The 13,632-nt window shown below is 71.9% G+C and carries 12 protein-coding genes; 3 read left to right on the forward strand and 9 right to left on the reverse strand.

Translation table 11 applies throughout. The features are described from left to right. Window positions 1–6: 6 nt before the first annotated feature. Window positions 7–1,932, forward strand: a complete 1,926-nt coding sequence (locus IE246_RS15705) for a type II and III secretion system protein (RefSeq protein WP_189991287.1) — start codon at window positions 7–9, stop codon at window positions 1,930–1,932. A 161-nt stretch (window positions 1,933–2,093) separates the two neighbouring features. Beyond that, window positions 2,094–2,519: an OsmC family protein gene (locus IE246_RS15710; protein WP_189991289.1), complete on the forward strand. Its 426-nt coding sequence runs from the start codon at window positions 2,094–2,096 to the stop codon at window positions 2,517–2,519. 13 nt (window positions 2,520–2,532) lie between these two features. Here the strand turns inward: IE246_RS15710 and IE246_RS15715 are convergent, their stop codons facing one another. Beyond that, on the reverse strand, window positions 2,533–3,969 hold the full coding sequence (locus IE246_RS15715) for an MFS transporter (RefSeq protein ID WP_229837247.1): 1,437 nt from the start codon (window positions 3,967–3,969) through the stop codon (window positions 2,533–2,535). A gap of 138 nt (window positions 3,970–4,107) precedes the next feature. Here IE246_RS15715 and IE246_RS15720 point away from each other — a divergent pair, with 138 nt between their 5' ends. Further along, entirely contained in the window at window positions 4,108–5,013 is a 906-nt protein-coding gene (locus tag IE246_RS15720; RefSeq protein WP_189991293.1) for a LysR family transcriptional regulator, read from the forward strand. Here IE246_RS15720 and IE246_RS15725 read toward each other — a convergent pair. The 8 genes from IE246_RS15725 to IE246_RS15760 all read right to left on the reverse strand — a co-directional run bounded on the left by IE246_RS15725 (window position 4,995) and on the right by IE246_RS15760 (window position 13,630). Further along, the gene (locus tag IE246_RS15725; RefSeq protein WP_189991295.1) at window positions 4,995–5,600 is read right to left on the reverse strand and encodes a sarcosine oxidase subunit gamma; all 606 of its coding nucleotides are present in this window, start codon (window positions 5,598–5,600) and stop codon (window positions 4,995–4,997) included. The genes IE246_RS15720 and IE246_RS15725 overlap by 19 nt on opposite strands. After that, entirely contained in the window at window positions 5,593–8,607 is a 3,015-nt protein-coding gene (locus IE246_RS15730) for a sarcosine oxidase subunit alpha family protein (protein WP_189991297.1), read from the reverse strand. The genes IE246_RS15725 and IE246_RS15730 overlap by 8 nt, the downstream gene beginning before the upstream one ends. Before the next feature lie 193 nt (window positions 8,608–8,800). Beyond that, entirely contained in the window at window positions 8,801–9,100 is a 300-nt protein-coding gene (locus IE246_RS15735; RefSeq protein ID WP_189991299.1) for a sarcosine oxidase subunit delta, read from the reverse strand. A gap of 11 nt (window positions 9,101–9,111) precedes the next feature. Then, window positions 9,112–10,401: a sarcosine oxidase subunit beta family protein gene (locus tag IE246_RS15740; protein WP_189991300.1), complete on the reverse strand. Its 1,290-nt coding sequence runs from the start codon at window positions 10,399–10,401 to the stop codon at window positions 9,112–9,114. Window positions 10,402–10,537: 136 nt separating this feature from the next. Continuing rightward, window positions 10,538–11,290 (reverse strand): hypothetical protein, encoded by a 753-nt coding sequence (locus tag IE246_RS15745; protein ID WP_189991302.1) that lies wholly within the window; start codon window positions 11,288–11,290, stop codon window positions 10,538–10,540. A gap of 87 nt (window positions 11,291–11,377) precedes the next feature. After that, a complete protein-coding gene (locus tag IE246_RS15750) occupies window positions 11,378–12,178 on the reverse strand; it encodes an SDR family NAD(P)-dependent oxidoreductase (RefSeq protein WP_189991304.1) in 801 nt (266 codons plus the stop codon). A 19-nt stretch (window positions 12,179–12,197) separates the two neighbouring features. After that, a complete protein-coding gene (locus tag IE246_RS15755; protein WP_189991306.1) occupies window positions 12,198–13,076 on the reverse strand; it encodes an amidohydrolase family protein in 879 nt (292 codons plus the stop codon). A 5-nt stretch (window positions 13,077–13,081) separates the two neighbouring features. Further along, on the reverse strand, window positions 13,082–13,630 hold the full coding sequence (locus IE246_RS15760; RefSeq protein WP_189991308.1) for a carboxymuconolactone decarboxylase family protein: 549 nt from the start codon (window positions 13,628–13,630) through the stop codon (window positions 13,082–13,084). Window positions 13,631–13,632: the final 2 nt, after the last annotated feature.

Raw genomic sequence — 13,632 nt, forward strand, 5'->3', positions numbered from 1 at the left:
CGGCTCATGAGTCGTCTCCGCAAGGCCTTCGTGCCGGCGGTGGCCTGCCTGCTGCTCGGCGCGTGCGCCGAGGCCACGCAGATGTTCGCATCGCCGGCGCCGGACAACCCGGCGCCGGCCGCGTCCCCTCTCGCCGAGCGCAAGGTCGATCCGAAGGACGTGCCGGCAACCCTGGCGGTCGACGGGCTGAAGCGGCTGGAGGCCGGCGACTTCGATGCGGCATCGGAGCGCCTGCAGGCCGCCATCAAGCTGCGCCCCGACGCCATGGGGTACCACCTGCTGCTCGGCACGATCTATCACCTGAAGTACCTGTCGGGCCGCAACACCGCCGACCTGGCGATGACCGCCTACGAGGTCGCCGCCCGGCTGGACGATCGCAGCCCGCTGCCGCATCAGCAGATCGGCCGGCTGCATTTCCAGGGCCGGCGGTACGAGGCTTCGCGCGACGCCTTCCTGAAGGCCTACGCGCGGCAGCCTGGAAAGCCGGAGTTGCTCGACGAACTGTTGGTGGCCGCCTGGTACGCCGGGGACCTGCCGGTCGCCCGGTCGCTGCGCGAGGATGCCCGCAGCCGCGGGCTGGAGACTCCGACGGTGCTGCGCCTCGACGCCCTGATGGCCGGGATTCTGCAGGACCCGATGGCAGCGCGACCGGCCCTTGCCGCCCTGGAGAGCAACTACGGCTACGGACGCGTGCAACTCGCCCAGCTGGAGCAGCGGCAGGCCGACCTGCAGCTCGCGGCGGCCGAGGCCACCGATGAACCGACGGAGACGTCGTCCGACGCCGCCGTCGAGGAGGACGCGCAGGGCACTGCCGACAAGGCGGCTGGGCACTGGTTCGACTGTGACCGCGAGCCGGGCGTTCCGTTGCCGTCAGCGTCGGAGATGCAGGGCACACAGCCTGGCAACGGCGACGAGACCGAGCGTCTGCCGGCGATACCGCGGCCCTGCCCGGGTGCCCCGGCGCCGCCGTCGGTCATGCTCGACACCGCGATCATCCAGTCGAACGACGCGGTCGGCAGCCGCTACGGCGTGAACCTGCTGAACGCGCTGAGCGTGTTCGCCACCGGCGGCCTGACCTTCACCGAGACCACCAGCTCGTCGAACGGGACCTCGATTGGGACCAACTCGACCAACGTCCGCAGCTTCAGCATCGACCTCGGCAGCTCGCCGACCACGAACTACATCGCCTATGCGCTGGACATCGCCAATTCGGTGCAGTCGACCAGCGAGATCATCTCGCAGCCGTCGCTGGTCGCCATCGACCGCCTGCCTTCGACCTTCTTTTCCGGTTCGATCGTGACGATCGGGATAGTCGGCAGCGACAGCTCGTCCAGTTCGATTACGGACAAGCCGATCGGGGTCAGCCTGTCGATCACCCCGACCGTGATCGATGACCAGACCCTGAACCTTAACGTCAAGGTGGCGCGCTCCTCGCTGGCGACCTCGTCCCTCGGCGGGGCCAGCACCTTCTCGCAGACCCTGTCGACCACCCGCACCAGCGTCGCAGCTAGCGTCACCGCCCGGTACGGGCAGACCATCCTGGTCAGCGGGCTGACCGAGGCCGGCTCGACCAAGTCGAACGACGGCACGCCGGTGCTCAAGGACATCCCGGTCGTGCAGTGGCTGTTCGACCGGCAGTCCGACCTGCGTTACCGGTCATCGGTGCTGGTCGCGATCACGCCGCGCCGGCTGGGCGAGGTGTCGCCCAACCGGCTGGCCGACGGCGTCCAGGATCCGCAGGTGCGCATCAGGCTGCGCCGGGTGCTCGACCGGCTGGCTGAGCAGTCGTCGACCCAGCTGGCGCTGAAGCGCATGTCGGGGCGGAGCTTCTTCGACCTGACCGAGGACGGCGACTTCGCGATCGACGAGTGGTACCGGGGGGAACGCCTGAACCGGCTGTTCGAGGACCTTGGGCGGATGCTGTATCGCTGAGGCCGTCGCAGGATTGCACGATCAAGGTGACCAGGCGATCGTTCCGACGCGGTGATTTGCCCCGGGCGGGCCGCGTCCGGCGGCGAAAGCCACTACACCCGACCGCCGGCAGGCCGTATGGTCGCCGTCAACACGGGCGACAAGCGATGGGACGGGCCGCGATGAAGGCGCGCATCAAGTGGGTCGAGGAACGGACCTTCGTCGGCGAGTCCGGCAGCGGGCACAGGATCGTCCTGGGCGCGCGGGCCACGCCGGACGGGCCGACCCCGGGGCCGAGCCCGATGGAGCTGGTGCTGATGGGCGCTGGCGGCTGCACCGCGTTCGACGTGGTCCAGATCCTCGAGAAGGGCCGCGAGGCGGTCGAGGACTGCGTGGTCGAGCTGGAGGCCGAGCGGGCCGAGACCGACCCCAAGGTGTTCACCCGCATCCACATGCACTTCGTGGTCAAGGGCCGCAACCTGGCGCCGGCCAAGGTCGAGCGGGCGATCGCGCTGTCGGCCGAGAAGTACTGCTCGGCCTCGCTGATGCTGGCCAAGACCGCGACGATCACCCACGACTTCGAGGTCGTCGACACCGCCGCCGGGTGACCGGTTGCGGGCGTCATCCGGCGTCCTCGGTGAGCGGGCGCCGGGGACGGCCGGCCGTCGCGACGACGAGCGCGAGGACCATCAGCCCCCCCGCCACCGCGAAGGTGATCCGCATGCCGGCGGCGACGGCCTCGGGGCCGGCCGTCGCAAAGTCGTCGGTCGCCGCGGCGAGCGCGAACACGGTGCCCATGACCGAGGCGCCGGTGATCAGGCCGAGGTTGCGCGACAGGCTGAGCAGGCCGGACACCACGCCCTTGCGGTCCGGTCCGACGCCGGTCATGACCGCGGTGTTGTTGGCAGCCAGGAGCAGCTGGTAGCCGGGCGTCAGGACGGCGATGGCGGCGACGAAGCCGGCGACGCCGAGCAGGCCCGGCAGCAGCGCGAGCGCGAGGCAGCCGGCGGCCATCGCGGCCAGCCCGCTGCCGACCATGGCCGGCGCGCCGAACCGGTCGACGATCCGACCGGCCGGGACGCCGCTGAACGCCGAGACCAACGGGCCGAGGGACATCACCGCGCCGACCGCGGCGGCGTCGAGCCCGAGGCCGTGTGACAGATAGAACGGCCCGACCACCAGGGTGGCCATCATCACCGTCGAGACCAGGGCGTTGGCGGCCAGACCGGAGCCGAGCCCGGCATCGCGGAGGGCCGACGGCCGGATCAGCGGCGACTTCGCGCGCGCCTCGACCGCGACGAACAGCCCGGCGCCGAAGGCGGCGGCCAGCAGCAGCGCCAGGTTGGCGCCCGCGAACCGGCCGTTCCCGACGGTCATCGCCAGGGCGTAGGCCGCCAGGGTCAGGCCGAGCAGCAGCGTCCCCGGGACATCGAAGCCGGCCGGTCCGGCCGTCGCCTTCCGCTCGCGGTCGGGCAGCCAGCGCCAGGCGAGGCCGAAGGTGACCACGCCGAGGCCGGCCATCGCCAGGAAGATCGCCCGCCAGCCGGGGCCGGCGATCAGCAGCCCGCCGAGCGACGGGCCGAGCGCGGTGCCGATCGCCGACATGGTGCCGAGCAGGCCCATGGCGCTGCCGGTCCGCTCCGGCGGCACCGAGGCGCCGACCGACGCGACGGTAAGCGCCATCAGTGCCGCCGCCCCCAGGCCCTGCAGGGCCCGGGCGGCGATCAGGGTTCCGAGCGTGGGCGCGAGGCCGCACAGCACCGAGGCCGCCGCGAACACCAGAAGCCCGCCCAGCAGGACCCGGCGGCGCCCGACGACGTCGCCGAGCCGGCCGACGCCGACGATCAGGACCGTGATCGCGAGCAGGTAGGCGAGCACCACCCACTGCACGGCCTGGAACGATGCGCCGAAGGCCTGGGCCAGGGTCGGCAGGGCGACGTTGGCGATGCTCACACCAAGCGAAGACAGCAGCATCGACAGCGCCAGGCTGGCGAGCGCCCAGCCGGCGCCTCGGGTTGTGACGGTCGTCGCGGTTTCCGTTGCGGTCGGTCTCACCATGCACCTCGCTTCCTTGCGACCCCGGATCGGAGACGCCGGAAACCTGGGCCGTGATGCGGCATGGCGGAACGCGCAGCGTTTGCACTCAAATACTGCATATGACGCCATGTATTGGCTGGGACGTGCTACGCTCGGCGCATGGCACGGCCGGACTTCAACCTGCTGGTCACCCTCGACGTGCTGCTGGCGGAAGGCAGCGTGGCGCGGGCGGCAAAGCGCCTGCGGCTCAGCCCGTCGGCGATGAGCCGGGCGCTGGCCCGGCTGCGCGAGACTACCGGCGACCCGCTGCTGGTCCGGGCCGGTCGCGGCCTGGTTCCGACCCCGCGAGCGCTCGAACTTCGCGAACGGGTCGGCGAACTGGTCCGCGAGGTCGAGGCGGCGCTGCGTCCGGCCGAGGCCCTCGATCTCCGGACGCTGGCGCGTACCTTCACCCTGCGTGTGCGCGAGGGGTTCGTGGAGAATTTCGGGCCGGCCCTGATCGCGCGGGTCGCCGCCGAGGCGCCGGGGGTGCGGCTGCGGTTCGTGCCGAAGTCCGACAAGGAAAGCGGGGCGCTGCGCGACGGTAGCGTCGACCTGGACACCGGCGTGGCCAGCGGCACCAGCGGGCCGGAGGTGCGGGCCCAGGCGCTGTTCCGGGACCGCTTCGTCGGCGTGGTGCGCCAGGGGCACGAGCTGAGCGAGGGCGAGGTTACGCCGACCCGCTATGCCGCCGGCCGCCACATCGCGGTGTCGCGGCGCGGACTTGATCGCGGCCCGGTCGACGAGGCGCTGCTGCCGCTCGGATTGACCCGCCGGGTCGCGACGATCGTCGCCGGCTTCGCCGAGGCGCTGGCGCTCGCCCGCGACACCGACCTGATCGCCACCGTGCCGGAGCGGCACACCGTCGCCCTGCGTGCCGGGTTGTACAGCTTCCCGCTACCGGTGCCGGTCCCGGAGATCACCGTCTCGCTGCTGTGGCACCCGCGGATGGACGCAGATCCGGCGCACCGCTGGCTGCGCGGCTGCGTGCGTTCGGTGTGCGGCGGTCAGGCCTCGACCCGGTAGCCGACCTCGAGCGACGCGTCGGTCAGCCAGTCCCACAGGTACCTGGCGAAGGACGGCCGGACCAGGATCTCGAACGACGGAAGGTCGTCGGTCTGCCGGATGATCGCGTTGGTCAGCGCCAGCTGGCTCTGCGCCACCCGGCCGGGGCCGAAGGCGCGCGGGTGCAGGTCGACCGCCCAGCCCTTGGCCAGCACCCAGCGGGCCTTCGGCCCGGCGATCCTGACGGTCGTGTAGTTGTCCGACACGTCGGTCGCCGAGGCCCGCATCCCGGCCAGCGCCGCGTTCAGGGTACCGGCGAGGTCGCCGCCTTCGCCTTCCGGGGTGACCACCAGCCACTCGTCCGGGCCGAGCCACAGGATCGCGCGCCCGCCGGCGGTCGCCACCGTGCCGGGGGTCGCCGGCGGCTCGACGCCGATCGCCTTGGCGACCGCCGCGGCGAACGCCTTGTCGGCGGCGTCGCCGCGCAGGTTGATCTTGCCCTGGAAGCGCAGCTCGCCCAGCACCACGCCGGCGTCGGACGGGCCGCCGACCGGGCCGGTACAGCCGTCCAGCGGGCTGCGGGCGGCGGGGGTAGCAGTGTCAGCCATCGCGGCGGCTCCCTTCCGGGTCGAAGAACACGGTGCCGTCGGTCACCGTCACCTCGACGGTGCGGCCCTCCAGCGGCACGTGCAGGGTCTGGCCCTTGCGGGCATGGCCGCCCTTGATCAGCGCCATGGCGATCGATCGGCCGACGCTCGGGCTGTAGTAGGACGAGGTGACGTGGCCGAGCATCGCCATCGGCGGCTTCGGCTTCAGGGTCTCGACCACCTGCGCGCCCTCCGGCAGCACCTCGTTCGGATCCTTCGTGTACAGGCCGACCAGCTGCTTGCGGTCCGGCTTCGACAGGTCCGGGCGGGCCATGCCGCGCTTGCCGATGAAGTCCGGCTTCTGCTTCGAGACGATCCAGTCCATGCCGAGGTCGAGCGGGGTCACCGAGCCGTCGGTGTCCTGGCCGACGATGATGAAGCCCTTCTCGGCCCGCAGCACGTGCATCGCCTCGGTGCCGTACGGCGTGATGCCCAGGTCCGCGCCGGCCGCCATGACGGCTTCCCACAGCGCCAGCCCGTAGCGGGTCGGCACGTTGATCTCGTAGCTGAGCTCGCCGGTGAACGAGATCCGGAACACCCGGGCCGGGATGCCGGCGACCGTGCCTTCCTGCATCGCCATGAACGGGAAGGCATCGTTCGACAGGTCGATGTCGGTGCAGATCCGGCCCAGCAGCTCGCGGCTCTTCGGCCCGCAGATCGAGGCGACCGCCCACTGCTCGGTGACCGAGGTCAGGCGCACGTCCATCTCCGGCCACTCGGTCTGCAGGTATTCCTCCAGCCAGTTCAGCACCCGGGCGGCACCGCCGGTGGTGGTGGTCATGTGGAAGTGGTCGTCGGCGAGCCGGGTGGTGACGCCGTCGTCCATCACCATGCCGTCTTCCTTCAGCATCAGCCCGTAGCGGCAGCGCCCGACGCCGAGCTTGGCCCAAGCGTTGGTGTAGACCCGGTTCAGGAACTCGGCGGAGTCCTTGCCGCGCACGTCGATCTTGCCGAGGGTGGAGGCGTCCAGAACGCCCACGCCCTGGCGGGCGGCCGTGACCTCGCGGTCGACCGCCTGGCGGAAGCTCTCGCCGTCCTTCGGGTAGTAGTACGCCCGCATCCAGTCGGCGACGTGCTCGAACCGGGCACCGTTGGCGCGGTGCCAGGAATCCATCGCGGTGGTGCGGACCGGCGCGAACAGCCGGCCGACGTCGCGCCCGCCATAGGCGCCGATGGTGGTCGGCGTGTAGGGCGGCCGGAAGGTGGTGGTGCCGACCGCCGGCACGTCGACGCCCAGGGTCTGGCCGACGATCGCCAGCGCGTTGACGTTCGAGGTCTTGCCCTGGTCGGTGCCCATGCCGGTGGTGGTGTAGCGCTTGACGTGCTCGATCGAGCGGTAGCCCTCGCGGGTCGCCAGCATTACGTCGGCGGCGGTCACGTCGTTCTGGAAGTCGACGAAGTGCTTGCCCTTGCGGCCGACCGGGGCGGTCGACGGCAGCATCCAGATCACCCGGTTGCCGGCGCCCTGGCCCGGCTCCTCGACCGCCGGGGCGGCCGGCTGGCGCACGGTGTGGCCGAGGTCACGGACCTGCTCGACGGCGGCCCTGATGCCGTCCTTGATCGCCTGGGCGACGCTCTCGGTGCCGGCGCAGCCGCCGACCGAGACCTCGGCCTCGTGGCTTGTGCCGGGCAGGAAGATCGCCCGCTCCTCGTCCCATCGCAGCTTGCCGCGCGACTGCGAGAACAGGTGGACGGTCGGGTTGAAGCCGCCGGCCATGGCGATGGCGTCGCACTCGATGGTGCGGGTGCCGCCGGTGATTCCGGAGCCGTCGCGGGTCATGAAGGCGATCTCGGCCGCCTCGACCCGTCGGCCGCCATGGGCGCCGGCGACGCTGTGGCCGGCGAACACCTCGATGCCGCGGTCGCGGGCCGCCTCGACCAGAGGGCCCTCGGGCTCGGCCCGCAGGTCGACGATGCCGGCGACCCGGGCGTGCCGGTCGGCCAGCGCCAGGGCGGTGCGATAGCCGTCGTCGTTGCCGGTGACGATCAGCGGCCGGTCGCCGGCCAGCACGCCGTAGCGCACGGCATAGCCGCGCATCGCGCTCGACAGCATGACGCCGGGCCGGTCGTTGTCGCGGAACACCAGCGGCCGCTCGATGGCGCCGGTCGCCAGGATCACCCGTTTGGCCCGGATCTTCCAGAGCCGCTGGCGCGGCACCGTCGGCAGGCCGACGCCGAGGTGGTCGGTCACCCGCTCGGCGACGGTCAGGTAGTTGTGGTCGTAGTAGCCGTTGACGGTCGCGCGCCGCAGCAGGGTCACGTCCGGCATCGACTCGAGCTCGGCCACCACCTCGGCGACCCAGTCGGTCGCCGGGCTGCCGCCGATGGCCACGTCGGCCTCGCCCAGCAGCGAGCCGCCGAACTCCGACTGCTCGTCGGCGAGGATGACGCGCGCCCCGCTGCGCCCGGCCGCCAGCGCCGCCGCCAGTCCGGCCGGGCCGCCGCCGCACACCAGCACGTCGCAATGGGCGTGCATGCGCTCGTAGCGATCGGGGTCGGGGCCTTCCGGCGCCTTGCCGAGGCCGGCGGCGTTGCGGATGACCTCCTCGTAGGTCTTCCAAAGCGCCGGCGGCCACATGAAGGTCTTGTAGTAGAAGCCGGCCGGGAACAGCCGGTGGAAGGCCGAGTTGACCGCGCCGACGTCGAACCGCAGGCACGGCCAGCGGTTCTGGCTTTGGGCGTCGAGGCCGTCGAACAGCTCGATTTGCGTCGCCCGCAGGTTCGGCTCGGTGCGGTTGCCGCGGCCGAGCTGGATCAGCGCGTTCGGCTCCTCGGCGCCGAGGCCGAGGATGCCGCGCGGCCGGTGGTACTTGAAGCTGCGGCCGACCAGGTGGACGCCGTTCGCCAGCAGCGCCGAGGCCAGGGTGTCGCCGGCATAGCCGTGCAGGGTGCGGCCGTCGAAGCGGAACGCCAGCGGCCGGCCGCGGTCGATCCGGCCGCCGGTGGCGAGGCGGTTGGGTTGGCTCATCGGGGGGGCTCCGTGGGAAAGCACGTCGCTTCGTGGGTTCCGGCTCCGTCTCGCCTCCTGCGATCCGGTCCGGAATGACGACAAGGGAGTATGGCGAGGATGGCCACCGACCCTCCCTCTCCGTCATTCCGGACGGACGCGTCACCCCGGTGCGGCCGATCCGGAACCCACCCGCCGCTCCGCAGCACCCGCATCACGACGTGCCCTCCCGCGGGTCGATCGCCGGGTCCGGCCACTCGCCGACCTTGTAGGTCTGCAGGATCGCGTGGGTATTGGTGTCGCGCACCACGTGGAACCAGCGCCGGCAGCCGGCGGCGTGCATCCAGCGCTCGGCGAACGGGCCCTTGGGGTTGTCGCGGTAGTACAGGTACTCGGCCCATTCCTGGTCGCTGCACACCGACGGGTCGACGGGGCGGGCGATGTGGGCCTGGTTGCCGTAGCTGAACTCGGCGTCGTCGCGCGGACCGCAGTACGGGCAGGTGATGAGCAGCATGGTCCGGTCCCTCAGTGCGCCACGCCGGCGGCGCCGTGCTCGTCGATCAGGTAGCCGCCGCTGAACCGCTCCAGGCTGAACGGGGCGGCGATGGCGTTCGGCCGGCCCTTGGCCATCAGGTCGGCGAACACGTGGCCGGAGCCGGGGGTGGCCTTGAAGCCGCCGGTGCCCCAGCCGCAGTTGAAGAACAGCCCGTCGACCGGCGTGGTCGAGATGATCGGCGAGGCGTCCGGGCAGGTGTCGACGATGCCGCCCCAGGTCCGCAGCACCCGCAGGCGCGAGACGATCGGGTACAGCTCGCAGGCGGCGGCCAGCTGGTGCTCGATGATGTTGAGCGAGCCGCGCTGGGCGTAGGAGTTGTAGCTGTCGGTGCCGGCGCCCAGCACCAGCTCGCCCTTGTCGGACTGGCTGACGTACATGTGCACCGCGTTCGACATGACCACGGTGTCGATCACCGGCTTGATCGGCTCCGACACCAGGGCCTGCAGCGGCCGCGCCTGGATCGGCAGCTTGAACCCCGCCATGGCGGCCAGCACCGCGGAATGGCCGGCGGCGACGCAGCCGATGCGCTTGGAGCGGATCGTGCCGCGCGTGGTCTCGACGCCCTCGATGTGGCCCTGGCCGTCCTTCAGGAAGCCGGTGACCTCGCAGCCCTGGATGATGTCGACGCCGAGATCGTCGGCGGCGCGGGCATAGCCCCAGGCAACCGCGTCGTGCCGGGCGGTACCGCCGCGGCGCTGCACGAAGCCGCCCATCACCGGGTAGCGGATCGACTGGTCGGTGTTGATGATCGGCACCAGCTTCTTCACGCCGGCGGTGTCCAGCACCTCGGTGTCGATGCCGTTCAGGCGGATCGCCTCGACCCGGCGCCGCATCTCCTTCAGCTCGTGCTCGGAGTGCGCCAGGGTGATCACGCCGCGCTGGCTGAACATCAGGTTGAAGTTCAGCTCCTGGGTCAGGCCCTCCCAGAGCTTGAGCGCGTGCTCGTAGATCGCCGCCGATTCGTCCCACAGGTAGTTGGAGCGGATGATCGTGGTGTTGCGGCCGGTGTTGCCGCCGCCGATCCAGCCCTTCTCCAGCACCGCGACGTTGCGGATGCCGTGCACCGAGGCGAGGTAGTAGGCGGTCGCCAGGCCGTGGCCGCCGCCGCCCACGACGATGGCGTCGTAGGACGGCTTCGGCTCCGGGCTGCGCCAGGCTGCCTGCCAGTTCTCGTGATAGCTGAGCGCGTTGCGCGCCAGCGCGAAGATCGAATAGCGCGGCTTGCCCGTCGGGCCGCGCCGGCGTCCTGCCTCGGCCATGCGGCCTGCTCCCCCGGATGCGTCTGGCTACGATGTACCGCACCCTAGCGGCCGCGGACGACGCCGTTTTGCCGGGGGCGACGGATACGCGTCGGTTTCAGGGGGGAGGGCGTCGCGGAACCGGGCGCGGCGCCGGTCAGCTGGTCGCCGCCCGCGGCACCGTCCAGGGGCACGGGAAGCGGTCGGGCGGGATCCGGGTGACGCGCGCCGGGTCGAAGCCGTCGCGGCGCAGCAGGTCGTCGAGCCCGGGCGGCGCCGGCTCGATCGCGGCGTCGGCCACCGACAGCCTGTAGGGCTTGGCCGGGTCGTCGCCGGGCGCGACGGCGATGGTGATCACGAAGTGCCCGAAATACCCGACCTCGCCGGCCCGCAGCGCGACCGGCTCGACGCCGGGCGCCGGGGCGCCGCCGTACAGCAGGCAGCCGCGCTGGCCGTTGCGCGGCTTGCTCCGCTCGAAGCCGGCGGTCGAGCCGAAGCTGTGGACCAGGTACCAGCCCGGATCGACTTCGCGCCGGTCGAACAGCACCTTGTCGTGGTCGTCCATCCAGACGGTCTGCCGGTAGGCGTTCGGCGCATAGACGGTGGTGCGGGTCATCTGGCCGCTGGCGTCCGGCATGGCGACGGCGCTGCGGATCGGGGTCACCGCCTCGCCGGTCTCCGGCTGGTACTCGGTGATGGTGGCGAGCGCCAGGGCCAGCCGTTCGCCGACCTGGGCCGGACGGATGCCGCCGACAGCCGAGGTGTCGACCCGGACTTCCATGGTCGAGGCCAGTGTCGCCTTGCCGTTGGTCGACGGTGTCGGTGCCGGGACGCTCGCGACCTCGGGCTGGCCGGTGGTCACGCAGGCGGAAAGCAGGATACAGGTCAGTCCGGTCAACAGCAGGCGCACTGCAGGCTCGCTCCGTTCTGGGCCCCCGCCCGTTCCGATTCGATACCCGATCCGGGCGCGTATATCCAGGGTGACGCGAACCGGCCCTCAGTCGCAGCGTGCCGTCATGCCGCCGTCGACCACGATCTCGGTTCCGGTGACGAAGCGGGCCTCGTCGGAGGCGAGGAACACCGCGGCGTTGGCGGTGTCGCGGCCGTCGCCCATGAAGCCGAGCGGGATCCGCGCCACGCGGTCGCGCAACAGCGCCTCGACGTCGCCGCCGGCGCGCTGGCCGGCCAGCCGCGCCTCGACCATCGGGGTGTGGAGCTGGCCGGGCACCACGGTGTTCACCCGGATGCCCTTCGGCGCGTACTCGACCGCCACCACCTTCGAGAGCTGGATCACCCCGGCCTTGGTGGCGGCATAGGCGACCTGGGCGGCGCCGGTCCAGCGCAGCCCGGAGGTCGAGGCCAGGTTCACGATCGCGCCGCCGCCGTGCTCGACCATCACCGGCAGCACGTGCTTGCAGGTCAGGAACACGCTCTTCAGGTTGAAGTCGACCTGGGCGTCCCAGACCTCCTCGGCCATCTCGACCGGGCCGCCCCGGGCCGAGCCGCCGACATTGTTCACCAGCACGTCGACCCGGCCCCAGCGCTTGGTACAGGCGGCGACCATGCCGGCGACCGCCGTGCTGTCGGTCACGTCGCAGAGATGCGCCTGGACCTCGCCGCCGACCGCGCGGGCCCGCTCCAGGGTCTCCTCCAGGGCCTCCGGCGAACGGTCGACCGCCAGCACCGACGCGCCTTCCTCCAGGAACCGGATTGTGGTGGCGCGGCCGTTGCCCCAGCCCGGGCCGACGCAGCCGGCGCCGGTGACGATCGCGATCTTGCCCTCGAGGCGCTTGCCCATGATGCCGGTCCGTTCGCTGTCAGGATGTCGGGAAACGGTAGAGCCGGGTCGGGTTGTCGACCAGCAGGGCCCGCAGCGCCGCCGGGTCCGGGGCGATCCCGGCCAGCAGGTCGACCAGCGCGCCGTCGTCCGGCACCGGGCCGCTGAAGTTCGGATGCGGCCAGTCGGTGCCCCACAGCACCCGGTCCCCGGCGTCCTCGACCAGGGTCCGGGCGAACGGCACCGCGTCGGCGTAGGGCGGGCCGGTGCGCGTCGAGCGCTCGCTGCCGCTGACCTTGACCCAGAAGTTCGGGTCCTCGAGCAGCCGGCGCAAGTCGACGAAGGCCGGCTGATCGAGGCCGAGTGCCGCGTCGACCCGCGCCATGTGGTCGATAGCCACCGGCACCGCCGAGCGCTTCATGGCCGGGATCATCTCCGCCAGCAGCCCGCTCTCCATGTGCAGTTGCAGGTGCCAGCCGAGCGGTTCCAGCCGCGTCGACAAGGCGATCACCTCGTCGATCGACGCCCCCTTGCCGAGATGCCGCATGAAGTTGAAGCGCACGCCCCGGAAGCCCTGGGCGTCGAGCCGCCGCAGCTCGGCATCGGGTACGTCGACCGGCAGCAGGGCGACCCCGAGATAGCGGCCGGGCCGGGCGGCGATGGCGTCGGCGACGACCGAATTGTCGAAGCCGTGGCAGCCGGCCTGGACGATCACCGAGCGCTGGAGGCCCATGGCGTCGTGCAGGGAGAACAGCTTCTCCTTCGGGGCCTCGGCCGGCGGCGTGTAGGTCCGGTTCTCGGCGTACGGGAAGGCCGCGGCCGGGCCGAACACGTGGCAATGGGTGTCGCAGGCGCCGGCCGGTAGCCGGAGGGTCGGCGCGCTGGGCGAGAGGTGGAAGGTCGGGACGGAACAGGTCATCGCCGTCACCCGAGTTGCGGCGGCGTGCCGGCGGGCAGGTCGACCTCGAAGGCGTTAAGGGTCATGGAGACCAGGCTGTAGTAGCCGAGCACCCCGATCAGGTCGACCAGGCCGCCCAGCCCCAGCACGGCGACCGCCCGGTCGTACAGCGGCTGCGACAGCCGGCGCTCGGCGTTCATCGCCCGGGCGACGTCGTAGACGACCTGCTCGTCTTCGCCCGCGAAGACCGGCTCCGCGCCGGTCCGGATCGCCTCGATCGCCGCCGCCGACAGTCCGCCCTCGGCCGCCAGCGGGGCGTGCGCGTACCACTCGAACTCCGCCCCCCAGACCCTGGCGGTGACCAGGATCGCCAGCTCCGACAGCCGCGGCGGCAGCGAGCTGTCGTAGCGGCAGTAGCGGCCCAGCGCCTGGGCGCGGTCGGCGAGGTCCGGGCGCTGTAGCCAGATCGCCAGCGGGCCGCGGACCCGGCCGCGCGGGCCGGCGACGATGGCGTCGTAGACCCGGCGCTGCTCGGCGGTCAGGGCCTCGGGGTCGATCTCGGGAACCCGGCTCATGT

Origin of the sequence: Thalassobaculum fulvum, from assembly GCF_014652915.1 — a bacterium.
Lineage (GTDB): Bacteria > Pseudomonadota > Alphaproteobacteria > Thalassobaculales > Thalassobaculaceae > Thalassobaculum_A > Thalassobaculum_A fulvum.